Here is a 21,404-nt window from a genome sequence, read left to right on the forward strand (position 1 = left end):
CCCCGTCAGCGGTCGTCCATGTCACGTCCGGGGGCGGGCTCGGCCGGGAATACGGCGTCCCGGTGGCCGTTCGCGTGGCCGTTCCCGTGATGCTCGTCCAGCTCCTTGACGAGGTCCTGGAGTTCGGAGCGGATCCAGTCGCGGGTGGCGACCTCGCCGAGGCCGATCCGCAGGGCGGCGACCTCCCGCGTCAGGTACTCCGTGTCCGCGATCGACCGCTCGTTCTGCTGCCGGTCCTGTTCGAGGTTGACCCGGTCGCGGTCGGCCTGGCGGTTCTGCGCGAGGAGGATCAGCGGCGCGGCGTACGAGGCCTGGAGCGACAGCACCAGCGTCAGGAAGATGAACGGGTACTCGTCGAACCGCAGGCCGACGGGCACGGAGACGTTCCACACCACCCACAGGACGATGACGACGGTCATCCAGACGAGGAACCGTCCGGTGCCGATGAACCGCGCGATCCGCTCGGACAGCTTCCCGAAGGCCTCCGGGTCCCACGTCGGCAGGAACCTGCGGCGGGGCGGGCGCGGCTGGTCGAGGTGGACGCGGGAACGGGAGCGGGCGGTGGCCGCCGTGGCGCCGACGGGCACGCGCTCACGTCCGCCGTGGGCGCGCTCTCGTCCCTCGCGCTCAGGAGCCATGCGTGCCCGCCCCCTCGTCCGCTTCCTCGTCAGCTTCCTCGTCCGCTTCCTCCTCCAGGTGGAACTCCGTCTCCCGCCAGTCCTCCGGCAGCATGTGGTCGAGCACGTCGTCCACGGTCACCGCGCCCAGCAGCGAGCCGCTCTCGTCCACGACGGGGGCCGCGACCATGTCGTACGTAGCGAAGAACCCGGCCACGACGGGCAGCGGGGCCTCGGGGCCGAGCGTCTGCAGGTCGTCGTCGACGAGCGAGCTGACCAGGGTGTACGGCGGGTCGCGCAGCAGCCGCTGGAAGTGGACGGTGCCCAGGTACTTGCCGGTCGGGGTCTCGTCCGGCGGACGGCACACGTACACCTGGGCGGCGAGCGCGGGGGAGAGGTCGCGGTTGCGGACGCGGGCCAGCGCGTCGGCGACCGTCGCGTCGGGCCGCAGCACGACGGGCTCGGTGGTCATGAGCCCGCCGGCGGTCTTCTCCTCGTACGCCATGAGCCGGCGCACGTCGGCGGCCTCGTCCGGCTGCATCAGTGTCAGCAGCCGCTCCTTGTCCTCCTCCGGGAGCTCGGAGAGCAGGTCGGCGGCGTCGTCCGGATCCATGGCCTCCAGGACGTCCGCGGCCCGCTCCTCCTTGAGCTTGCCGAGGATCTCGATCTGGTCGTCCTCCGGCAGCTCCTCCAGGACGTCGGCGAGGCGGTCGTCGTCGAGGGCGGAGGCGACCTCGACGCGGCGTTTGGCGGACAGGTGGTGCAGCACGTTGGCCAGGTCGGCGGGCCTCAGCTGCTCGAAGGTGGCCAGCAGGCTCTCGGCACCCTGCCCGTGCTCCTCCAGCGAGAACCCGGTCACGGCGGACCACTCGACGGTCAGCGTCTCCCCCCTGCTGCGCCGGAAGGCACCGCTCTTTCCCTTGCGTACGAAGACACGGTCGATCTCCCACTCCCGGCGGGTCGGCAGCTGGCGCACGGAGACGTCGAGGACCGTCACCTCCTCCTCGGTCTCCACGAGCCGTACCCGCCGGTCGAGGAGCTCACCGAGGACCAGCCGCTCGGTGGGCCGCTGCTCGAACCGGCGGACGTTCAGCACGCCCGTGGTGATGACCTGACCCGACTCGATGCCGGTGACCCGGGTCATGGGCAGGAAGATGCGGCGCCGGGTCGTCAGCTCCACGACCAGCCCCAGCAGCCGCGGGGGCTTGCGGCCGACGCGGAGCATGGCGACGAGGTCGCGGACGCGTCCCACCTGGTCTCCGTTGGGGTCGAAGACGGCGATGCCGGAGAGGTGGGAGACGAAGATCCGGGACGCGCCGGCCGCCATGTGCGACGCCTCCATTTCGTGCGGGAATATCCGTCAACGTGGGCTTCAGGCTAGCCCGTCCCGGTCGGATACGCCCTGGTGAGCGGTGCGGACGGACTGCTTCTGAGGGGCGCGCGACGCACCGGTACGCTGCGGTACGCCGTTGAGTACCCCCGTACGAGAGGTGTCCCACCTGTGACTGTGATTCCCCGTACCCGACGGGCCGCGATGGTCGGCGCGATCTGCGCGCTGATGGTGACCGGGGCCGGGCTGACCGGGTGCGGTGAGAACCCCGACGAGGGCACGAACGGGGTGGGGAAGCTGTCGGCCACGAAGATCCAGAGCCGGACGACGGCAGCGGCGAAGTCGGCGGAGGCCGTACGGCTGTCCGGAACGGTGGTGAGCAACGGCCGCACGTACAAGCTGGACATGCGTCTCGCGAAGAACGGCGGTACGGGTTCGGTGACGTCGGAGGGCTCGACGTTCCGGCTGCTGAAGGTCGGCGAGCACCTGTTCCTGAAGGCCGACAAGGAGTTCTGGGACCACGAGGAAGGCAAGGGCGGTGGCAGCGCGTCGGACGCGGCCGCCGCGGACAAGCTGGACGGCATGTACGTGAAGGTTCCGACAGGGGACCCGGCGTATCAGCGCTTCAGCGGCTTCACGGACAAGGACGTCCTGCTGGAGGGCCTGCTGACGCTGCACGGTGACCTCTCGACGGACGGCCGCTACGAGCAGTCCGGCATCCGCACGATCCGCATCGCCGGCGACAAGGGCTCCGGCGGCACCCTCGACGTGTCCCTGGAGGGCACCCCGTACCCCCTGCTCCTCGTCCGGGCGGGCGACGCGGGCACCATCCGCCTCACCGACTGGGGCAAGTCCTTCCCCCTCAAGGAACCCGAGGACGACGAGGTCGTGGACTACGGCAAACAGCTGCCGTCGTCGTAGCTTTTGTCGTCGTAGCTTTCAAGGGGCGCGGGGCTGTGTTGGATATGCGGCTCCGCCGCGTGGGCGCGAGCACCCACGACAACCCGCACCCGAAAACCGGCCTCGGAAACCCACGAACCTCAGTCGGCCGACCCTGCGGACCGGCGCCGCTTCTTCAACAGCAGACGGTGAAGCCCGGCCGGTATCGGCCGACGAGTGACGGCCGGACTCGGAAGCGGCGCCGAGGCCAGCGAGGAGTCGGGCAGCGGTGCCGTGACCCCCGTCGGCTCCAGGCGGAGCACCCGGCACTCACGGGACCACCGCTCCGGCATCGCCTCACCGTCGTGCGCGTTCAGCCGCTTGCCCTTCAGCTCGGCGACCGCCGCCTCCCAGGCGGGGGACCCCGGGGCCAGCTCCGCGACCTTCGCCGTCCAGGTGGCGAGGCGCCCGCCCTTGTCCTTGCTGCGGACCGTCACGACGGCCTCACCGCCGTCCACCAGCCCCGGCAGCGGCTGCTCACCGGGCCCGTCGCCGATCACGCACGCCGCGCCCTCGTGCCAGACGTGCCACAGGGCGCGGGCCGGCGCGCCGGTGCCCTGGACCCAGATGAGCCCGGACTTCTTGGTGGCCTCCTCGACCAGGGCCCGGTCGAGCAGCGTGTCGGTGACGGTCATGGGGCAAGCCTAACGAGCGCCACCGACAACGCGGGGGCCCCGGCAGTGCCTCGCCTCAGAGCCACCCGTTGCGCTTCAGCGAGCGGTGGATGCCGAAGCAGATGGCCACGGTGACCGTCAGCACCAGCGGGTAGCCGAACTTCCAGTGCGTCTCGGGCATGTAGTCGAAGTTCATCCCGTACACCCCGCACACCATCGTCGGTACGGCGACGATCGCGGCCCACGACGTGATCTTGCGCATGTCCTCGTTCTGCGCCACCGAGGCCTGCGCCAGGTTCGCCTGGAGGATCGAGTTGAGCAGCTCGTCGAAGCCGAGGACCTGCTCCTGCACCTGGGTGAGGTGGTCGGCCACGTCCCGGAAGTACTTCTGGATGTCCGGGTCGATCAGCCGCATCGGGCGCTCGCTCAGCAGCTGCATCGGCCGCACCAGGGGCGAGACCGCGCGCTTGAACTCCAGCACTTCGCGCTTGAGCTGGTAGATCCGGCCCGCGTCGGTGCCGCGCGGCCCGCCCTTGCGGCCCGGGGAGAAGACCTCCGTCTCCACCTCGTCGATGTCGTCCTGCATGGCCTCCGCGACCGCGATGTACCCGTCCACGACGTGGTCCGCGATGGTGTGCAGCACCGCCGACGGGCCCTTGGCGAGCAGCTCGGGGTCCTCCTGCAGCCGGTGCCGCAGCGCCCGCAGGGAGCCCTTCCCGCCGTGCCGCACGGTGATGAAGAAGTCCCGTCCGGTGAAGCACATGACCTCGCCGGTCTCGACGACCTCGCTGGAGGAGGTCAGCTCGTCGTGCTCCACGTAGTGGACGGTCTTGAAGACCGTGAACAGCGTGTCGTCGTACCGCTCCAGCTTGGGCCGCTGGTGCGCGTGGACCGCGTCCTCCACGGCCAGCGGGTGCAGCCCGAACTCGGCCGCGATGTCCGCGAACTCGGCCTCGGTCGGCTCGTGCAGACCGATCCACACGAACCCTCCGTCCCGGCGCACCTGACGGATCGCCTCATGCGGCGTCAGGTTCCGGTCGGCGGTGAGGCGTTCGCCGTGGCGGTAGACGGCGCAGTCCACGACGGCGGAGTTGTTCTCGGCCGCGCACGCGGTGTCGTACGCCGCGCCGTTCTTGCGCAGCGAGGGACGGGGGCGGACCGCGGCTCGCAGGTCACGGATCATCGACATGGCTGGCTCCTTCGCAACGAAAGGCCGCCGGCGGCGGTTGGAACTGCCCGGAATGGGGACGTCCTGACTGCGGAGGTTTGGCACGTCCACAAAGCGGGGAGCACCGCACCGTCGCGGTGGCAGCTTCGCTTGATTCAGATCAAGACAGATCGGACGGATCGGATGGAACGACGAGACCTGGCCCGGGTTTGGTTTCGAGCCGGATCGACGACGTCCCGTGGATCGGTCGGATCAGGTGGAACGAAGCGCTCTTCCGTTGTGCACGGGCGACACGACGGCGCATGTGACGCGAGTGCGGCAGGCGGTGGCCGACAGTAGCGACGGCCAGAACCGGAAACTACGGAACGCAGGGGGCGGAAGAGCGGGTCATACTGCACGGTCGACTTCGATCCATTGCAGCCCCACCTCCTCCGGCCGGTCCCCCGTAAGGGACGATCCAATCCCGGGACCCGCGGGGTCCCCGGTCCCCGTAGGGGAGTTTCAGCCGGTCAAGACTTGAGAGCGACGCTTCTGCGTGCTGCCTCGACCGGTGCCCAAGAATATCAGCAGCCCTCAGAGTCAAGGCGCCGCTTTGCCCGTTGCTGACGAGTTCTATGCTCGGCTCATGGCTGACGTTCTTCCTTTGGTGGAGGCCCGTTTGCGCTCTGCGCTGGGCGAACCCGACGCGCGCGCCGCGCTCACCTTCCTCGGTACGGACCGCATCGAGGTGCTCCGTTTCACAGAGGACGACATCGTCCGCTACGCCACGCTCGGCATGTCCGCCCAGCCGATGGCCGACCCCAACGCGGTGCTCGCCGACCCGGTCAGGGGCCCGCGCGCCGAGCTGGTCCTCACGGTGCGGCGCGGCGTCGGCGCCGACACCGACAAGGTGCTCCGCCCGCTCGCCGTGCTCGCCGCGTCCCCGCAGGTCGAGGGCGTGATCGTGGCCCCGGGAGCCTCGCTCGACGTGGGGGAGCCGCTGTGGCCCGGAGCCCCGTTCACCTCCGTCCTCGTGGCCGAGTCCGGCGGCCTGGTGGAGGACCTGGAACTGGACGAGCCCGCCGACCCCGTGCGCTTCCTGCCGCTCCTGCCGATGACTCCGAACGAGGCCGCCTGGAAGCGTGTCCACGGCGCTCAGGCGCTCCAGGAGCGCTGGCTCGCCGGCGGGACGGACCTTCGCGATCCGTCCCGCCGGTCGGTGTCCTTGGACTGACCCTCGCATGTGGCCGAAAACACTTCCTACGTCGAGCAGTTGACCGCTGACGGTCAGTCGTCCACGACGAAGTGCCCGGTCGTGTCCGTCAGTTGATTCCGTTGAGTGCGTTGAGTCCGGCAGTGGCGGGTCAGTTGGCGAAGACGGCGACACCGTCCTCCGTGGCGTGCTGCGGCTGGTGCTCCTCCGCTTCCCCGGTGAGCGCCCTGCGCCGTACGAGGACAACGAGGGCACCCGCCACCGCCGTCACGCCGGCGACCACGAAGGGGACGTGGACGTCGGTCCACTCCTCGATCTTCGGAGCGAAGAACGGGGCGGCCGCGGCCGCGAACCACCGCACGAAGTTGTATCCGGCGCTCGCCACGGGCCGCGGCGCGTCCGAGACGCCCAGGGCCAGCTCGGTGTAGACCGTGTTGTTCACGCCGATGAAGGCGCCCGACAGGATCGTGCAGACGACGGCGGTGGTGTGGTCGCCGTACCCGAGGACCAGCACGTCCGCCGCGAGCAGTACCAGGGAACCGCCCAGTACCTTCAGCGAACCGAATCGCTCCTGCAGCCGCGGCGCCACGATCACCGAGAAGACCGCCAGCAGCACGCCCCAGCAGAAGAACACCGCGCCCGACCGGTACGGGCTCATGTCCAGCACGAACGGCGTGAAGGCCAGCACGGTGAAGAACGTGTAGTTGTAGAAGAACGCCGAGACCGCCGCCGAGGCGAGGCCACCGTGGCCGAGCGCCCTGATCGGGTCGAGCAGTCCCGTCTTCCGCGCGGGCCTCGGCTGTTCCTTCAGGAACGCCGTGATGCACAGGAACCCGACCGCCATCAGGAACGCGGTGCCGAAGAACGGGTACCTCCAGCTCGCGTCCCCGAGCAGCGCGCCCAGCAGCGGCCCGCACGCCATGCCGAGGCCCAGGGCCGACTCGTACAACAGGATCGCGGCGGCGCTTCCCCCGGCGGCCGCGCCGACGATGACCGCGAGCGCGGTGGACACGAACAGCGCGTTGCCGAGCCCCCATCCGGCGCGGAAGCCCACCAGTTCGCCGACCGACTGCGACGTGCCGGACAGGCCCGCGAAGACCACCACGACTGCGAGGCCGAGCAGCAGGGTCTTCCGGCCGCCCATGCGGCTGGAGACGAAGCCGGTCACCAGCATCGCGACGGCGGTGATCAGGAAGTACGACGTGAAGAGGAGCGAGACCTGGCCGGCCGTGGCGTCGAGGCCCCTGGCGATGGACGGCAGGATCGGGTCGACGAGTCCGATGCCCATGAAGGCGACGACGGACGCCCCGGCGGTCGCCCAGACCGCCTTCGGCTGCCGCAGCAGCCCGCCGGCACCGGCGTCGAACGCGTCCGTCTCGTTGGGGCCTCCTGTACTCCTGGTCATGCCTGCTCCTCCTCAGAACTGGATCGTTGGTGCATACACATAATAAGTTAGAGTGGCTAATTAATGCAAGCTACATCTAGTTTTGTGATGGTCGAGCTGTGATCGAGCCATGATCGAGCCGCGTTCGAGCCGTGATCGGGCCCTCCGGACGGGTGATCGTCCTTGACGCGAGGAAGGACGGGGAGGACCGTTGGGCCCTATGAGGGGCGAACCCAGTTGCCCGAAGTGCGGTGGCCGGGTCAGGGCTCCCGGACTCTTCTCCGATGCCTGGCAGTGCGATGTGCACGGGACCGTGCATCCGCTGCAGCCCGTGATCCCGCCCAGCGTGGAGGCCCTGAGTGTCGTCGTGCACCGTGCTCAGGTGCCGGTGTGGATGCCGTGGCCACTGCCGGTCGGCTGGCTGTTCACCGGTGCGGCCTTCGCCGGGGACGAGCGCAGTGGCGGTCGCGCCACCGTCGTCGCCTGCTCCGGTCCGGGGCCGCTCGGCGGTGTGGGCGAACTGGTGCTCGTCGCCGAGGAACTCGGCGTCGGGCTCGGCGCGCGGTACGCGGGCATCGACGGACCCGACCCCGGCCCCTACCTGAACGTCGAGAAGCCGCCCCAGGCCAAGGTCCTCGCCGCCGGCCGCCCGACCCCGCTCTGGCACGTCTCCGGTACCCCCGACGACCGGGCCGTCTTCGCCGGTGAGGCGCGCGGTCTGTGGCTGTGGGCGGTCGTGTGGCCCGAGACGACGGGGTTGCTCATGTACGACGAACTGGTGCTGACCGATCTGCGGGACGCGGGGGCGGAGGTCGACCTGCTGCCGTGCGGGGCGTTGTCGCCGCGGATTCTTGAGCCGTGACGCTCTGCTGGGTTGGGCGGGTGGGGTCGTGGGGGCTGGGGTGTCGCTTTGGGTGCGGGGTGTCGTGGGTTGCTCGCGCAGTTCCCCGCGCCCCTTTTCGTGTCGTTGCCCGGAGTTGTTCGTGTCGTTGCCCGGAGTTGAGGGCGTGACCGGAGTGGTTCGGGGCGTGGTTATCCTTGAGCGGTCCCTTCCGCCTCGTCGTGCCTGGAGTTCGTGTCGTGCGTATTGACCTGCACTGTCACTCCACGGCTTCCGACGGTACGGACACCCCGGCCGAGCTGGTGCGGAACGCGGCTGCCGCCGGGCTGGACGTCGTCGCGCTGACCGATCACGACACGACTCGTGGGTATGCCGAGGCGATCGCGGCGGTGCCCGAGGGGCTCACGCTGGTCACCGGTGCGGAGCTCTCCTGCCGTCTCGACGGGGTGAGCATGCACATGCTGGCGTACCTCTTCGATCCCGAGGAGTCCGAGCTGCTCGCCGAGCGCGAGCTCGTCCGGGACGACCGGGTGCCACGGGCCCGGGGCATGATCGCCAAGCTGAACGAGCTGGGTGTGCCCGTGACCTGGGAGCAGGTCGCGCGGATCGCCGGAGACGGGTCGGTCGGGCGCCCGCACGTCGCCACCGCCCTGGTCGAGCTCGGCGTCGTGCCGACCGTGGGCGACGCCTTCACCGCCGACTGGCTGGCCGACGGCGGCCGGGCCTTCGTCGAGAAGCACGAGACCGACCCCTTCGAGGCCCTCCGGCTGATCAAGGGCGCGGGCGGTGTCGCCGTCTTCGCGCACCCGGCCGCCGCCAAGAGGGGCCGTACCGTGCCCGAGTCCGCGATCGCCGAGATGGCCGCCGCCGGGCTCGACGGCATCGAGGTCGACCACATGGACCACGAGCCGGAGACCCGGGCGCGACTGCGCGGGCTGGCGAAGGACCTGGGACTGCTCACCACGGGCTCCTCGGACTACCACGGCAGCCGCAAGACCTGCGTGCTCGGCGAGTACACGACGGATCCCGAGGTGTACGGCGAGATCACGCGGCGGGCGACCGGGGCGTTCCCCGTGCCGGGGACCGGCGGAGGCCGCGAGGCCTAGCCGCCTGCTCGCTCTGCCGCCTGGTCGCCTGCTCGCTCTGCCGCCTGGTGGCTCCGTGGCTTGGTCGCTTCAGCCTGTCGGACGGTCCCTGGGTCTGTCTGATTCCGTCCGGGCCGGTTACGGTTCGGCTCGGTCCCGCCTGAGCCTGATCGCTCCCGCAGCACCGCACTGCACCGCACCGCACCGTCGCGGCACCCGGCCCTGTCCGGCTGTGCCCACTCGCCCCTGGCCACGGCCACGCGGGCCGTCATCCTCGTTCGTTTCCCTCCTCCGCAAGGCACCCCTGTGTTCGATGTCGCCGTCTTCGGCTCGCTCTTCCTCACCCTGTTCGTGATCATGGATCCGCCGGGCATCACCCCGATCTTCCTGGCGCTCACCGCGGGCCGTCCGGCCAGGACGCAGAAGCGGATGGCGTTCCAGGCCGTCTGCGTGGCCGGCGGGGTCATCACGGTCTTCGGGCTCCTGGGGCACCAGATCCTGAACTACCTGCATGTCTCCGTGCCCGCGCTGATGATCGCGGGCGGGCTGCTGCTCCTGCTGATCGCGCTGGACCTGCTGACCGGCAAGACCGACGAGCCGAAGCAGACGAAGGACGTGAACGTCGCCCTCGTACCGCTGGGCATGCCGCTGCTCGCGGGACCCGGTGCCATCGTGTCCGTGATCCTCGCGGTCCAGAAGGCGGACGGTGCGGCCTCCCAGGTGTCCGTCTGGGCCGCCATCCTCGCGATACACGTCGTGCTGTGGCTGACGATGCGGTACTCGCTGCTGATCATCCGCGTCATCAAGGACGGCGGGGTGGTGCTGGTGACCCGGCTCGCGGGCATGATGCTCTCCGCGATAGCCGTCCAGCAGATCATCAACGGGGTGACGCAGGTGGTTCGGGGCGGCTGAGTCTCCCGGGGGAGTCCTGCTTCGTCCGAAGCCCGGTGTACAACGTCTGGTTGTGGCGGTCGTGCGGATGGTTGTTTGATCAGGGGACCCGCCGGGCGCTTTGCTGTCGCTGGTCAACGTGAGCTGGATCGGGTGCGGCGGGCGGCGGGCGGCAGGCGGCTGGGGGGGGTGCGTGGGGTATGGGGGCCAGACGGTCGCTTGGGCGGCGGTTCGGGTGGCTGTGGGCGGCGTACGCGGTCAGTTCGTTCGGTACGTGGCTCGCGTTCGACGCGTTCCCTCTGATCGCGGTCCTGGTGCTGCACGCCGGGCCCGCGCAGGTCTCGGCCCTCGCCGCCGCGGGGCTGGCCGTGGGGGCGGTGGTGGCGGTGTCGCTCGGCCCGCGGGTGGAGTCCCGCCGCAAGCGGCCGGTGATGATCGCGATGGACCTGGTCCGGTTCGCGGCGTTGCTGAGCGTCCCGGCCGCGTTCGCGCTCGGCCTGCTGAGCTTCGTCCAGCTCGTGGTCGTGTCGGTGGTGGTCGCCGCGGCCGACATCACCTTCAACGCGGCTGCCGGGGCGTGTCTGAAGGCACTGGTCCCGCCGGAGGACCTGCTCGTCGCGAACGGCCGGTTCGAGGCCACGACCTGGACCACCACCATGCTCGGGCCGTCGCTCGGCGGGGCGGCGGTCGGGGCGTTCGGCCCGATGGTGACCGTGGTGGCCAACGCGGTGAGCTACCTGCTCTCGGCGGTGGGCATCCGCGCGATCGGAGGCGGGGAGCAGCGATCCGTTCCCGGGCGACTGCGAGTTCCGGGGCGATCGCGGGGCGAGGAACCGCCGAAACCCCCGAAACCGCTCAACGGCGGTCCGTTGCCGCAACCGCAACCGCAACCGCAACCGCAACCGCAACCGCACCCGGCCGAGAAGACGTCGCGGCCACGCGCCGGTGAACTCCTCGACGGATGGCGGTACATCTGGGCCGACCCCGTGCTGCGCCCGCTGTTCCTCAATACCGTCCTGGTCGGCGGCCTGATCATGGCGACCTCTCCGCTGCTCGCCGTCCTCATGCTCGGCCACCTGGGGTTCGCGCCCTGGCAGTACGCACTTGCCTTCACGGCGCCCTGTGCCGGCGGACTGATCGGCTCGCGGCTGGCCCGTCGGCTCGTCGAACGGTTCGGGCAGCACAGGGTCCTGCTCACCGCCGGGACGCTGCGCGCGTGCTGGTCGGTCGGGCTGGCCTTCGTCGGCCCCGGTACCGCGGGCCTCGTCCTCGTCATGGCCGTCGAGCTGGGGCTGATCACGTGCATGGGTGTGTTCAACCCGGTGTTCGCCACCTGCCGGCTCGAACGGACGGCGACGGAACGGGTCGCCCGCACCCTGACCGCGTGGTCGGTCACCAGCAAGGGCACCATCGCGGCCCTGACCGCCGCGTGGGGCGTGCTGGCCGGCTTCGTGGGCACCCGTACGGCGGTCGGGATCGCGGGTGTCCTGCTGCTGGCCACCCCGCTCCTGCTCCTGCTGCTGCGGGTCGACCACGGGCACGAACAGAGCCCCGCGCGGCACCGAAGCCGTGCGGGGCTCTGAAAACTGGGAAGGTCCGCGTTACGAAGCGGTCACCGCGTTACGAAGCGGTCGATTCGGCCGGGCGGATCCACAGGCGCTGTCCGATGGCGGCGGCCTGCTGAACGATCCGGTTGACGGAGGCGGCGTCCACGACGGTGCTGTCCACGGGCGTACCGTCGACGTCGTCGAGTCGCATGATTTCGAAGCGCATGGCTTCTCCCTTCGTCTGGTCATCCTCCTGAGGAGAAATCTGGTCATCCTCCTGGGGAGAACTACTGATGGTGGGGCGCGCGGGGCGTTGGTCCCCGTGTTCCCAAATGAGTCAACGGGATGCGTGTTACAAACATTCCCTACGCTAAGGAAATTTTTCGAGAAGCTAATTACTCGCAGGTAAGCGGGCTGTCCGGAGCCAGTGCCGGTGAAGAAGACTGATTGGGACCGGTTGTGTTCGCAGCGTGACCGCCGGGACAATGTATGCATATGAACGACGACGACCTCACGGCGCTCGGCGCCCGCATCGACCGTACGAACGAGCTGCTCCAACGCATGCTCGCCGAGGTGGCGAAGACGCCCTCGACGCATGCGATCTTCGTCGACGCGGGCTACCTCTACGCGGCCGCCGGACGGCTCGTCGCCGGAACGGAGGACAGGCGGTCCTTCGACCTGGACGCCGAGGGGCTCATCGACGCGCTCATCGACCGGGCCCGCACGGTCTTCGCCGACAGCCGGCTGCTGAGGGTGTACTGGTACGACGGGGCGAGACGCAGAATCCACACGGCGGAGCAGCAGTCGATCGCCGAACTGCCGGACGTGAAGGTCCGGCTCGGTAACCTCAACGCGAACAACCAGCAGAAGGGCGTCGACTCCCTGATCAGGACCGACCTCGAGTCCCTGGCCCGCCACCGGGCCATCAGCGACGCGGCGCTGCTCGGCGGGGACGAGGACCTGGTGTCGGCGGTCGAGGCGGCCCAGGGCTACGGGGCGCGGGTCCACCTCTGGGGCATCGAGGCGCCCGAGGGCCGCAACCAGGCGGAGCCGCTGCTCTGGGAGGTCGACAGCCAGCGGACGCTCGACCTCGACTTCTTCAAGCCCTACGTGTCACGGCGGACCGCCCCCACGTACGACGCCTCGGCCGCCGCCCGCCCGACCCGGGAGGACGTCCGTTTCGTGGGTGCCCAGATCGCGGCGAAGTGGCTGGCGGCGCGAGGCCGGGAGTCGGTGGGGGAGCTGCTGCCCGGGCATCCGTATCTGCCGGGGTCGGTGGACCAGGACCTGCTCGTGGAGGCGGAGGGGCTGCTGCAGTACTCGCTGCGGGGGCAGGCCGATCTGCGGCGGGCGCTGCGGGACGGCTTCTGGGAGCATCTGCAGGCCCAGTTCTAGTACTCCAGTTGCGGTACTAGGGCTGGTGCGGCTCGGGCCGTGCCGAGAGGGTGTCCCAGAACGCGATGAGCGCCCGGGCCGTCGCCTCCGGCTGGTCCGCGTTCGGCGAGTGTTCGGCTCCCGGGACGACGGTGCGGTGGGCGCCGAGCCGTACGGCCATGCCGTCGAGGAGGGCGACGGGCCAGGTGTCGTCGCGTTCGCCGGAGAGAACGTGGACGGGGAGCCGGAGCGCGGCCAGTTCGGCGACGCGGTCGGGTTCCGTGCAGAGCTGGCGGCCCGTGGCCAGGAGCTGGGCCGGGCTGTTGCCGAGCCAGCGGTGACGCAGAGCGGCACGGTCGTCCAGACCGTTGTCGAGTGCGGGCGTGTCGGTGTCCTCGGGGGGCTCCATCGCCTGGATGGCGTCCCACACCTGGGTCATGTTCATCACGGCGAGGGCGTCCCGGAGCAGCTTCACACGCTGCTGCTGCGAGACCGAGATCTGGGCCGGACCCGAGGACATGAGGGTGAGGGAGGCGAACGGGGCCGGATCGAGGAGTACGGCCGCTCGGGCGATCTGACCGCCGAGGGAATGGCCGACGAGGTGTACGGGGGGCTCGCCGACCGAGGCGACCTGGGCGAGGACGTCCCGCGCCAGCTCCTCCTGGGCGTACGGGGCTTCGTCGTCCGTTGGCCCGGGCGTCTCGTACTGGCCACGGCCGTCCACGGCGACGGTCCGGTAGCCGGCGTCCGCCAAGGGCCGGTGGAGGGCGATGAAGTCCTCCTTGCTGCCGGTGAACCCCGGAAGGAGCAGGGCGGTGCCCTTCTCGGCCCTACCCGCCTCTATCACGGCGAATTCCCCGCGGGAGGTACGGAGACGGTGCGCTCGTGCCCCCGGAGGCGGGGCGAAGGTGGCGGGACGGCTCATGGGGTGAGGTTATAGGCGTGGGGACGGCGCCCGCATGGGGATGCGCCCCTGAAAGGACGCGGGGCCATGTGGGACATGCGGCTCCGCCGCGCGGGGGTGACCAGCCACAACGGGCCCGCACCCTCACTCACGGCAGAAACACTGATGGCCCGGCCCCCGGAAAGGGGCCGGGCCATCAGCCATCAGCCATCAGCCATCGGCATCAGCCGTCAAGCGGCAGCGATCACGCTTCCGGAGCCTCCGCGGCAGCCGTGGCAGCCGCGGCCTTTCGCGTGCGGCGCCGGGGCTTGACCTCGGCCTCGTCGTCGGCCTGCGCCGGGACCGTCGCCTCGGCGGCAGCCGTGGTCTTCCGAGTCCGGCGGCGCGGCTTGGCCTCCGCGGCCTCGGCCGTGTCGACCGCCGCTTCGGCCGGTGCCGCAGCAGCGGCAGCGGTCTTGCGCGTCCGGCGGCGGGGCTTGACCTCGGGGGCCTCGTCGGACTGCACCGGGACCTCGGTCTCGGTGGTGGCCGTGGCCGTGGCCTTGCGGGTACGGCGGCGCGGCTTGGCCTCCGTGGCCTCGGCCGTGTCCACCGCCACCTCGGCGGGTGCGGCGGCCGTGGCCTTGCGGGTCCGACGGCGCGGCTTGACCTCCGTGGCTTCAGCCGTGTCCACCGCTGCCTCGGCGGCGGATTCGACCGGGGCCGTCGGCTCGGCGGCGGCAGCCTTGCGGGTACGGCGGCGCGGCTTGGCCTCCGCGATCTCCGTGACCTCCGTGGCCTCGGCCGTGTCCACCGCAGCTTCAGCGGGTGCCGTGGCCGCAGCCGTGGTCTTGCGGGTACGGCGCCGCGGCTTGGCCTCGGTGGGCTCGCCGGCCTCGGTGGGCTCGGAGGGGGCCAGGGCCGTCTCGGTGCCCTCGGCCGTGTCCACCGCCGCTTCGGCGGGTGCGGCGGCCGCGGTCTTGCGGGTGCGGCGGCGGCGCGGCTTCGCGGCCTCTTCCAGGGCCTCGCTCGGCTCCGTCGCGGCAACCGCCTCGGCGGTCACCGGGGCGGTCGGTTCCTGGACGGCCGGCTGGTCCGCGGAGGCGCCGGCGCGGGTACGGCGACGGCGGCGCGGGGTACGGGGCTCCGTGGACGCCGGAGTGTCGGCGGCGCCCGTCGAGTCCGTGGGGCCCGCCGATTCCGTGGAGTCCGTGACTGCCCCGGGAGCCGGGGACTCCAGCGGGGCGCCGGCGCGCGTACGGCGGCGGCTACGGGGCGTACGCGCCGCCCGCGCCGGGCGGTCCTCGGAGGAACGGTCGGAGGAACGGGAGTTGCGGCCGCGAGGGCCGCGGGCGCCCGTCTCGCCCAGGTCCTCCAGCTCCTCTGCCCCCAGGCCCGCACGCGTGCGCTCGGAGCGGGGCAGGACGCCCTTGGTGCCCGCGGGGATGCGGAGCTCCTCGAACAGGTGCGGGGAGGTGGAGTAGGTCTCCGGCGGGTCGTTGAAGGTGAGCTCCAGCGCCTTGTTGATCAGCTGCCAGCGCGGGATGTCGTCCCAGTCGACGAGCGTGATCGCCGTACCCGAGGCGCCCGCGCGGCCCGTACGGCCGATGCGGTGCAGGTACGTCTTCTCGTCCTCGGGGGACTGGTAGTTGATGACGTGCGTCACGCCCTCGACGTCGATGCCGCGGGCCGCGACGTCGGTGCAGACGAGGACGTCCACCTTGCCGTTGCGGAAGGCCCGCAGCGCCTGCTCACGGGCGCCCTGGCCGAGGTCGCCGTGGACCGCGCCGGAGGCGAACCCGCGGCGCTGGAGCTGCTCGGCGATGTCCGCGGCCGTGCGCTTGGTGCGGCAGAAGACCATGGCCAGGCCGCGGCCGTCGGCCTGCAGTATGCGGGCCACCATCTCGGGCTTGTCCATGTTGTGCGCGCGGTAGACGTGCTGCGCCGTGTTCGCGACCGTCGCGCCCTGGTCGTCCGGGGCCGTGGCCCGGATGTGCGTGGGCTGCGACATGTAGCGACGGGCGAGACCGATGACCGCGCCCGGCATGGTGGCCGAGAAGAGCATGGTCTGGCGCCTGGCCGGAAGCATGTTGATGATCTTCTCGACGTCGGGCAGGAAGCCCAGGTCGAGCATCTCGTCGGCCTCGTCGAGCACCAGGCACCGTACGTGCTTCAGGTTGAGCTTCTTCTGACCGGCGAGGTCCAGCAGACGGCCCGGGGTGCCGACGACCACGTCGACGCCGAGCTTGAGCGCCTCGACCTGCGGCTCGTACGCGCGGCCGCCGTAGATCGCCGTGACGCGTACGTTGCGGACCTTGCCCGCGGTCAGCAGGTCGTTCGTGACCTGGGTGCAGAGCTCGCGCGTCGGGACGACGACGAGTGCCTGCGGGGCGTCGGTGAGGTCCTCGGGCTTGGCGCGGCCGGCCTCGACGTCGGCGGGGACGGTCACGCGCTCGAGGAGCGGGAGGCCGAAGCCCAGCGTCTTGCCGGTGCCGGTCTTGGCCTGGCCGATGACGTCGGTGCCGGAGAGGGCGACCGGGAGCGTCATCTCCTGGATGGGGAAGGGAGTGATGATGCCGACGGCTTCCAGGGCCTCGGCAGTCTCGGGAAGGATCCCGAGATCTCGGAACGTCGTAGTCAGGGTGCTGCCTCTTCTGTGTGGGCGGCGCGAGGCGAGCGCGGGGGTCGTGTCGGACCGTGCCAGGGGGACGTCGGCCGCCTCACGGGCTGGCCGTGGGGCACGGGACCACTGCCGACGCTCTAGCGCTCGAACCGCTGAGGGCCCCTCCGGACTTCGTACGAGCAGTGTCGTTGAACAGTGCCGTACGACCCAGGAGGGCTGTCGGGTCGGAGCCGATCGGGCCACCGACCGGGCATCCTCATTCGTGCGGCCCGTCGAATATTCGCCGGGCGCATTACCACCATACCCCGGAATCGCGCACACGCGATGGCCGATTTGGTCACGTAGTCGTCGTCACAGTGATTGACCAGGGACTTACGCCGCATGACGGGCGGGCTATTGTGCGCTGCATGACGACGTCTGAACAGCCTGACCACGCTGACGACACTGCCGCCGAGACCCCCGAGCACACCGGGGTCGCCGCCCAGGACTGGGAGCGGGCCTCCGCCGACCCGCAGTACCGCGCCGCGGTCGTGGACCTGCTCGGAGCGCTGGCGTACGGGGAGTTGGCGGCGTTCGAGCGGCTCGCGGAGGACGCCAAACTGGCGCCGACGCTCGCGGACAAGGCTGAGCTGGCCAAGATGGCGTCGGCGGAGTTCCACCACTACGAGAAGCTGCGCGACCGTCTCGCGGAGATCGGCGAGGAGCCGACGCGGGCGATGGAGCCGTTCGTCGCCGCGCTCGACGGCTTCCACAAGCAGACGGCGCCCTCGGACTGGCTGGAGGGCCTCGTCAAGGCGTACGTCGGCGACTCGATCGCCAGCGACTTCTACCGGGAGGTCGCGGCCCGCCTCGACTCCGACACGCGCGGGCTGGTGCTCGCCGTGCTCGATGACACGGGGCACGGAGGCTTCGCCGTCGAGAAGGTGCGCGCCGCGATCGACGCGGACCCGCGCGTGGGCGGCCGGCTCGCGCTGTGGGCGCGGCGGCTGATGGGTGAGGCGCTGTCGCAGTCCCAGCGGGTGGTCGCCGACCGGGACGCGCTGTCGACGATGCTGGTCGGCGGGGTGGCGGACGGGTTCGACCTCGCCGAGGTCGGCCGGATGTTCTCGCGGATCACCGAGGCGCACACGAAGCGGATGGCGGCGCTGGGCTTGGCCGCGTAGCGCCTGAGCGCCGCGGAGGTTTCTGTGCGTGGGCGGCTACCGGGTTGTTTGTGGCTGGTCGCGGAGTTCCCCGCGCCCCTTACGGGGGCGCCCCTAACGGGCGCCCGGGCCCCGGTGCTCTGGTCGGCGGTCGGCCTTACGCCGTCGCCGACCGTCGCCGAAATCTCTCGGCGGGGCGGAGCAGCAGGGACAGTGAGGCCACGGAGATGATCAGCGCGCCGGACAGGATGACCAGGATGTGCCCGGCCCCCAGCGCGCTGTGGGTGAGGAAAGCGCCGAAGAGCGCCCCGGCGACTCCGGTCGGCAGGACCAGGGTCCGGGACGGCAGGCGGTGCGGCAGCCGGTGCAGGGCCGCCCATGCCAGGGCGAGACCGAGCATCGCGGAGCCGAGCGCTTCCAAGAACATGGTGGGTTCCCTCCCGCACGGCCGTGAGCAGATCGGTCGTAGCCCGTCTTACCCCTGACCTGCGGGGGGCAATCATCGTCTGTGGGGGAGTTGTGCTCCGTCTGTGCAGTTCGGACCTCGAGCGGCGTAACAAAGCGCAAGGGCGGGCGGAGAGACGAGCACGAGGGCGGGTGCAGCGGCAAAAAGGGCCCGGGAGCGAGTCGCCCCCAGGCCCTTTTGGTGCTCGCGCCTGTTAGAGCGCGCTGCTGAAGCCCACCTTGCGCGCGGTGGGCTCGCCGATCTCCACGTACGCCAGGCGTTCGGCGGGAACCAGGACCTTGCGGCCGTGGTCGTCCACGAGGCTCAGCAGCGGCGACTTGCCGGCCAGCGCCTCGGACACCGCGCGCTCGACCTCCTCGGCGCTCTGACCGCTCTCCAGAACGATCTCGCGCGGCGCGTGCTGCACGCCGATCTTGACCTCCACGGCTATGTCCCTCCGACGGTCAGTGAAGTGCGCGGCCGTCCGCGCCGTACCCAGCACACATTAGCCCGGTGAGGGGACGTACATCGTCCGGCCGGGAACGCCAGGAGCGAACAGGCGACGGGAACAAAGGACCGCGATGACCGTACGGCCCCGCGCACGATGGGCGGTCAGTGGTGCTCGCTGCCGTGCAGGGGGAACCCGGCGATGCCCCGCCAGGCCAGCGAGGCCAGCAGCTGGACCGCCTGCTCGCGCGGCACGCTGCGGTCGCTGTGCAGCCAGGAGCGCGCCACCACCTGGGCGAGGCCGCCCAGGCCCGAGGCGAGGAGCATCGACTCCGAGCGCGACAGGCCGGTGTCCTCGGCGATGACGTCGCAGATCGCCTCGGCGCACTCGTTCGTGACCTTGTCGACGCGCTCGCGCACGGCGGGCTCGTTGGTCAGGTCCGACTCGAAGACCAGCCGGAAGGCGCCGCCCTCGTCCTCGACGTAGGCGAAGTACGCGTCCATCGTGGCCCGTACGCGCTGCTTGTTGTCGGTCGTCGACTCCAGCGCGCCGCTGACCGCCTGGAGCAGTGCCTCGCAGTGCTGGTCCAGCAGCGCCAGGTACAGGTCCAGCTTGCCCGGGAAGTGCTGGTAGAGCACCGGCTTGCTGACACCGGCGCGTTCGGCGATGTCGTCCATCGCGGCCGCGTGGTAGCCCTGGGCCACGAAAACCTCCTGGGCGGCTCCCAGGAGCTGGTTCCGTCGGGCTCGGCGCGGCAGGCGAGTGCCCCGCGGGCGTGCCGCCTCTGTCTGCTCGATGGCTGTCACGCCGCCTCCCAAAATCGTCCACATGCGGTGTGCGCCGCGCCGCCATCGTACTTTTCGGTAACCCGGCTGTGCGCGGTGCGAGCGCAGAATTTCATGGACCGGACGCAGGAGGAAATGGCGTGGGGCGCATCAAACAAGTGTGAGCTGGGTAGATGAGCGCCCTGCCCGGTCGGCCGTGCGTCTCGAACTCCGGTCATCTGCGCCTCCCGGGTCGTCCTCCGTCTTGGCGGTTCATCCGGTTTGTACCGGTTCGCCTCGCGGTCCTGCTGCCGGGTGGATCGGGTCGAGGTCTTCCTCGCCGGACCCGGTTCGAGTCCTGCCGGCGGGTTCGAGCGCGGTTGCCGGTGTCGCCCACGCGCCTGGCGGGCGTCACCTCGTCGGTCGTCGGTCCGTCATCGATAGTCGTCCTCGTCCAGTTCGACGACCCGTGCCTGCTCGGCGCGGTCGGCCTCGTTGGCGCTGTCCGGGTCCGCGCCCGTCAGAGGGTCGTCGCGGTGCGGAGCGAGGTCCGCGTGCTGTTCGGCGGCATCGGCCTCGGGGGCCTCGACGTCGAACTCGGTGTCGTTCCGCTCGTCGTTCTGCTCGTCGAGCGTCTCGGGATCGGTGGGGTCGACGGTCATGCTGGGCTCCCTTCCCAGAACATCTCGGAACATCCCGGAACATTCCTGAGTATCCCTGGAAGAAGCAGAGGTCACGTGCGTGTTCCCTGTGGTACGAGCCTAGGAGACGCGTGATGGCGGCGCTATGCGATCCGCCCGTGGCCTCTGCGTGGTCCAGGTGGACGCTGTACGGTTTCCCACGTGCGGTGAGGGCGAACTTCCGTGCCTGCAGCGGGCGTCTGTGACGGCGAACACATGAACCACTGCGTGATCGTCTCGTAACATTGCCCGCATGTCTCCGACCGAGTTGCCGTCCGCGCTTGCCGCCACAGTCACGCCGAAGGCGAGCCCGGTGCGGGTCGCGGCCGGCGAGCGGCTGCGGTCGGTCGGGCTGCCGGGGGTCACCCTGACCGTACGGTCGAGACCGCCGGCGCGGGAAGGACTCCCACCCGCCCTGTACGTGCACGGCCTGGGCGGTTCCTCGCAGAACTGGTCGGCGCTGATGCCGCTCCTCGACGGTCTGGTCGACAGCGAGGCGCTCGATCTGCCCGGCTTCGGGGACTCCCCGCCGCCGGACGACGGCGACTACTCGGTCACCGGCCACGCCCGCTCGGTGATCCGTTATCTCGACGCGTCCGAGCGCGGCCCCGTGCACCTCTTCGGGAACTCGATGGGCGGCGCGGTCGCCACCCGGGTCGCGGCGGTACGCCCCGATCTGGTCCGCACGCTGACGCTGGTCTCGCCCGCGCTTCCCGAGATCCGCGTGCAGCGGACCGCGGTGCCCACGGCACTGCTGGCCCTGCCCGGTGTGGCGGCCCTCTTCACGCGCTTCACCAAGGGATGGTCGGCCGAGCAGCGTGTCCGAGGCGTCACGGCGCTGTGCTACGGCGACCCCGGCCAGGTCACGCCGGAGGGGTTCCGCAACGCCGTGGAGGAGATGGAGCGGCGGCTTCAGTTGCCGTACTTCTGGGACGCGATGGCGCGGTCGGCGCGCGGGATCGTGAACGCCTACACCCTGGGCGGGCAGCACAACCTCTGGCGCCAGGCCGAGCGCGTCCTCGCGCCCACGCTCCTCGTCTACGGCGGCCGTGACCAGCTCGTCTCCTACCGCATGGCCCAGCGCGCGGCCCGTGCCTTCCGCGAGTCCCGTCTGTTGTCCTTGCCGGACGCGGGGCACGTGGCAATGATGGAGTACCCGGAGACGGTCGCCACCGCGTTCCGTGAACTGCTGACGGATACGGTGGAGTTGAACGGTTCGCCGGACGAGAGCGGGCGGGCCTCCGGTGCGGAGGTGCCGATCGTGGGTACGGACGGCCCGGCTTCCGGTGCGGACAGGCCCGACAGGGGTGAAGTCGGTACAGGTGGAATCGGTGCGAGTGAAGCCGGTTCGGGTGAAGTGGGTTCGGGCGAAGTCGGTTCGGGTGGAATCGGTACGGGCGAAGCGGATACAGGCGTCTCCGGCGCGGGGAGTTGAGG

The 21,404-nt window shown here is 70.7% G+C and carries 21 protein-coding genes; 9 read left to right on the plus strand and 12 right to left on the minus strand.

Annotation, left to right across the window (positions count from 1 at the left end; genetic code table 11):
- Positions 1-5: 5 nt before the first annotated feature.
- Both AB0959_RS01485 and AB0959_RS01490 read right to left on the minus strand, forming a co-directional pair.
- Positions 6-638, minus strand: coding sequence for a DUF1003 domain-containing protein (locus AB0959_RS01485; protein WP_366824167.1), 633 nt, complete (start codon positions 636-638; stop codon positions 6-8).
- On the minus strand, positions 628-1,944 hold the full coding sequence (locus AB0959_RS01490; protein ID WP_366824168.1) for a CBS domain-containing protein: 1,317 nt from the start codon (positions 1,942-1,944) through the stop codon (positions 628-630). Before AB0959_RS01490 ends, AB0959_RS01485 begins: the two co-directional genes overlap by 11 nt.
- Before the next feature lie 174 nt (positions 1,945-2,118).
- On the opposite strand from AB0959_RS01490, the gene AB0959_RS01495 reads away from it, so the two are divergent.
- Complete coding sequence (locus tag AB0959_RS01495) at positions 2,119-2,868, plus strand: hypothetical protein (RefSeq protein ID WP_366824169.1); 750 nt, start codon at positions 2,119-2,121, stop codon at positions 2,866-2,868.
- A 119-nt stretch (positions 2,869-2,987) separates the two neighbouring features.
- On the opposite strand, the gene AB0959_RS01500 is transcribed toward AB0959_RS01495, so the two are convergent.
- Both AB0959_RS01500 and AB0959_RS01505 read right to left on the minus strand, forming a co-directional pair.
- Entirely contained in the window at positions 2,988-3,521 is a 534-nt protein-coding gene (locus AB0959_RS01500) for a hypothetical protein (protein WP_366824170.1), read from the minus strand.
- A 55-nt stretch (positions 3,522-3,576) separates the two neighbouring features.
- Positions 3,577-4,689 carry a magnesium and cobalt transport protein CorA gene (locus tag AB0959_RS01505; protein ID WP_366824171.1) on the minus strand — a complete coding sequence of 371 codons (1,113 nt, stop codon included), beginning with the start codon at positions 4,687-4,689 and terminating at the stop codon, positions 3,577-3,579.
- Positions 4,690-5,293: 604 nt separating this feature from the next.
- Here AB0959_RS01505 and AB0959_RS01510 point away from each other — a divergent pair.
- Entirely contained in the window at positions 5,294-5,881 is a 588-nt protein-coding gene (locus tag AB0959_RS01510) for a suppressor of fused domain protein (protein WP_366824172.1), read from the plus strand.
- A 130-nt stretch (positions 5,882-6,011) separates the two neighbouring features.
- Here the strand turns inward: AB0959_RS01510 and AB0959_RS01515 are convergent, their stop codons facing one another.
- Complete coding sequence (locus tag AB0959_RS01515) at positions 6,012-7,265, minus strand: MFS transporter (RefSeq protein WP_366824173.1); 1,254 nt, start codon at positions 7,263-7,265, stop codon at positions 6,012-6,014.
- A gap of 199 nt (positions 7,266-7,464) precedes the next feature.
- On the opposite strand from AB0959_RS01515, the gene AB0959_RS01520 reads away from it, so the two are divergent.
- The 4 genes from AB0959_RS01520 to AB0959_RS01535 all read left to right on the plus strand — a co-directional run bounded on the left by AB0959_RS01520 (position 7,465) and on the right by AB0959_RS01535 (position 11,644).
- Positions 7,465-8,106 (plus strand): DUF6758 family protein, encoded by a 642-nt coding sequence (locus AB0959_RS01520; RefSeq protein ID WP_366824174.1) that lies wholly within the window; start codon positions 7,465-7,467, stop codon positions 8,104-8,106.
- A gap of 218 nt (positions 8,107-8,324) precedes the next feature.
- Positions 8,325-9,191, plus strand: coding sequence for a PHP domain-containing protein (locus AB0959_RS01525; protein WP_366824175.1), 867 nt, complete (start codon positions 8,325-8,327; stop codon positions 9,189-9,191).
- 285 nt (positions 9,192-9,476) lie between these two features.
- A complete protein-coding gene (locus AB0959_RS01530) occupies positions 9,477-10,082 on the plus strand; it encodes a MarC family protein (RefSeq protein WP_366824176.1) in 606 nt (201 codons plus the stop codon).
- Between the two features lie 179 nt (positions 10,083-10,261).
- Positions 10,262-11,644, plus strand: a complete 1,383-nt coding sequence (locus AB0959_RS01535; RefSeq protein ID WP_366824177.1) for an MFS transporter — start codon at positions 10,262-10,264, stop codon at positions 11,642-11,644.
- 37 nt (positions 11,645-11,681) lie between these two features.
- Here AB0959_RS01535 and AB0959_RS01540 read toward each other — a convergent pair whose 3' ends face one another.
- Positions 11,682-11,834: a hypothetical protein gene (locus AB0959_RS01540; RefSeq protein ID WP_152776214.1), complete on the minus strand. Its 153-nt coding sequence runs from the start codon at positions 11,832-11,834 to the stop codon at positions 11,682-11,684.
- 269 nt (positions 11,835-12,103) lie between these two features.
- Here AB0959_RS01540 and AB0959_RS01545 point away from each other — a divergent pair, with 269 nt between their 5' ends.
- Positions 12,104-13,003: an NYN domain-containing protein gene (locus tag AB0959_RS01545; protein ID WP_366824178.1), complete on the plus strand. Its 900-nt coding sequence runs from the start codon at positions 12,104-12,106 to the stop codon at positions 13,001-13,003.
- A 16-nt stretch (positions 13,004-13,019) separates the two neighbouring features.
- Here AB0959_RS01545 and AB0959_RS01550 read toward each other — a convergent pair whose 3' ends face one another.
- Positions 13,020-13,907 (minus strand): alpha/beta hydrolase, encoded by an 888-nt coding sequence (locus AB0959_RS01550; protein ID WP_366824179.1) that lies wholly within the window; start codon positions 13,905-13,907, stop codon positions 13,020-13,022.
- A 223-nt stretch (positions 13,908-14,130) separates the two neighbouring features.
- A complete protein-coding gene (locus tag AB0959_RS01555) occupies positions 14,131-16,413 on the minus strand; it encodes a DEAD/DEAH box helicase (protein ID WP_366824180.1) in 2,283 nt (760 codons plus the stop codon).
- Between the two features lie 482 nt (positions 16,414-16,895).
- Between AB0959_RS01555 and AB0959_RS01560 the strand changes: the two genes are divergently transcribed.
- Positions 16,896-17,651 (plus strand): ferritin-like fold-containing protein, encoded by a 756-nt coding sequence (locus tag AB0959_RS01560; protein ID WP_366824181.1) that lies wholly within the window; start codon positions 16,896-16,898, stop codon positions 17,649-17,651.
- A gap of 136 nt (positions 17,652-17,787) precedes the next feature.
- Here the strand turns inward: AB0959_RS01560 and AB0959_RS01565 are convergent, their stop codons facing one another.
- The 4 genes from AB0959_RS01565 to AB0959_RS01580 form a co-directional block, all read right to left on the minus strand.
- Positions 17,788-18,057 (minus strand): hypothetical protein, encoded by a 270-nt coding sequence (locus AB0959_RS01565; protein ID WP_366824182.1) that lies wholly within the window; start codon positions 18,055-18,057, stop codon positions 17,788-17,790.
- Between the two features lie 232 nt (positions 18,058-18,289).
- Positions 18,290-18,520, minus strand: coding sequence for a DUF3107 domain-containing protein (locus AB0959_RS01570; RefSeq protein WP_322724976.1), 231 nt, complete (start codon positions 18,518-18,520; stop codon positions 18,290-18,292).
- Between the two features lie 167 nt (positions 18,521-18,687).
- Positions 18,688-19,329 (minus strand): TetR/AcrR family transcriptional regulator, encoded by a 642-nt coding sequence (locus AB0959_RS01575; protein ID WP_366824183.1) that lies wholly within the window; start codon positions 19,327-19,329, stop codon positions 18,688-18,690.
- Between the two features lie 392 nt (positions 19,330-19,721).
- Positions 19,722-19,949, minus strand: a complete 228-nt coding sequence (locus AB0959_RS01580) for a hypothetical protein (protein WP_366824184.1) — start codon at positions 19,947-19,949, stop codon at positions 19,722-19,724.
- Positions 19,950-20,220: 271 nt separating this feature from the next.
- Between AB0959_RS01580 and AB0959_RS01585 the strand changes: the two genes are divergently transcribed.
- The gene (locus tag AB0959_RS01585; protein WP_366824185.1) at positions 20,221-21,402 is read left to right on the plus strand and encodes an alpha/beta hydrolase; all 1,182 of its coding nucleotides are present in this window, start codon (positions 20,221-20,223) and stop codon (positions 21,400-21,402) included.
- Positions 21,403-21,404: the final 2 nt, after the last annotated feature.

This window comes from Streptomyces sp. NPDC046862 (assembly GCF_040704615.1).
GTDB lineage: Bacteria > Actinomycetota > Actinomycetes > Streptomycetales > Streptomycetaceae > Streptomyces.

Coding starts and splice junctions, on each gene's coding strand:
- AB0959_RS01580 (WP_366824184.1), bottom strand. CDS start 19,949: ATGACCGTCGACCCCACCGATCCCGAGACGCTCGACGAGCAGAACGAC.
- AB0959_RS01500 (WP_366824170.1), bottom strand. CDS start 3,521: ATGACCGTCACCGACACGCTGCTCGACCGGGCCCTGGTCGAGGAGGCC.
- AB0959_RS01510 (WP_366824172.1), top strand. CDS start 5,294: ATGGCTGACGTTCTTCCTTTGGTGGAGGCCCGTTTGCGCTCTGCGCTG.
- AB0959_RS01560 (WP_366824181.1), top strand. CDS start 16,896: ATGACGACGTCTGAACAGCCTGACCACGCTGACGACACTGCCGCCGAG.
- AB0959_RS01545 (WP_366824178.1), top strand. CDS start 12,104: ATGAACGACGACGACCTCACGGCGCTCGGCGCCCGCATCGACCGTACG.
- AB0959_RS01565 (WP_366824182.1), bottom strand. CDS start 18,057: ATGTTCTTGGAAGCGCTCGGCTCCGCGATGCTCGGTCTCGCCCTGGCA.
- AB0959_RS01485 (WP_366824167.1), bottom strand. CDS start 638: ATGGCTCCTGAGCGCGAGGGACGAGAGCGCGCCCACGGCGGACGTGAG.
- AB0959_RS01515 (WP_366824173.1), bottom strand. CDS start 7,265: ATGACCAGGAGTACAGGAGGCCCCAACGAGACGGACGCGTTCGACGCC.
- AB0959_RS01585 (WP_366824185.1), top strand. CDS start 20,221: ATGTCTCCGACCGAGTTGCCGTCCGCGCTTGCCGCCACAGTCACGCCG.
- AB0959_RS01555 (WP_366824180.1), bottom strand. CDS start 16,413: ATGACGCTCCCGGTCGCCCTCTCCGGCACCGACGTCATCGGCCAGGCC.
- AB0959_RS01550 (WP_366824179.1), bottom strand. CDS start 13,907: ATGAGCCGTCCCGCCACCTTCGCCCCGCCTCCGGGGGCACGAGCGCAC.
- AB0959_RS01540 (WP_152776214.1), bottom strand. CDS start 11,834: ATGCGCTTCGAAATCATGCGACTCGACGACGTCGACGGTACGCCCGTG.
- AB0959_RS01520 (WP_366824174.1), top strand. CDS start 7,465: ATGAGGGGCGAACCCAGTTGCCCGAAGTGCGGTGGCCGGGTCAGGGCT.
- AB0959_RS01535 (WP_366824177.1), top strand. CDS start 10,262: ATGGGGGCCAGACGGTCGCTTGGGCGGCGGTTCGGGTGGCTGTGGGCG.
- AB0959_RS01505 (WP_366824171.1), bottom strand. CDS start 4,689: ATGTCGATGATCCGTGACCTGCGAGCCGCGGTCCGCCCCCGTCCCTCG.
- AB0959_RS01490 (WP_366824168.1), bottom strand. CDS start 1,944: ATGGCGGCCGGCGCGTCCCGGATCTTCGTCTCCCACCTCTCCGGCATC.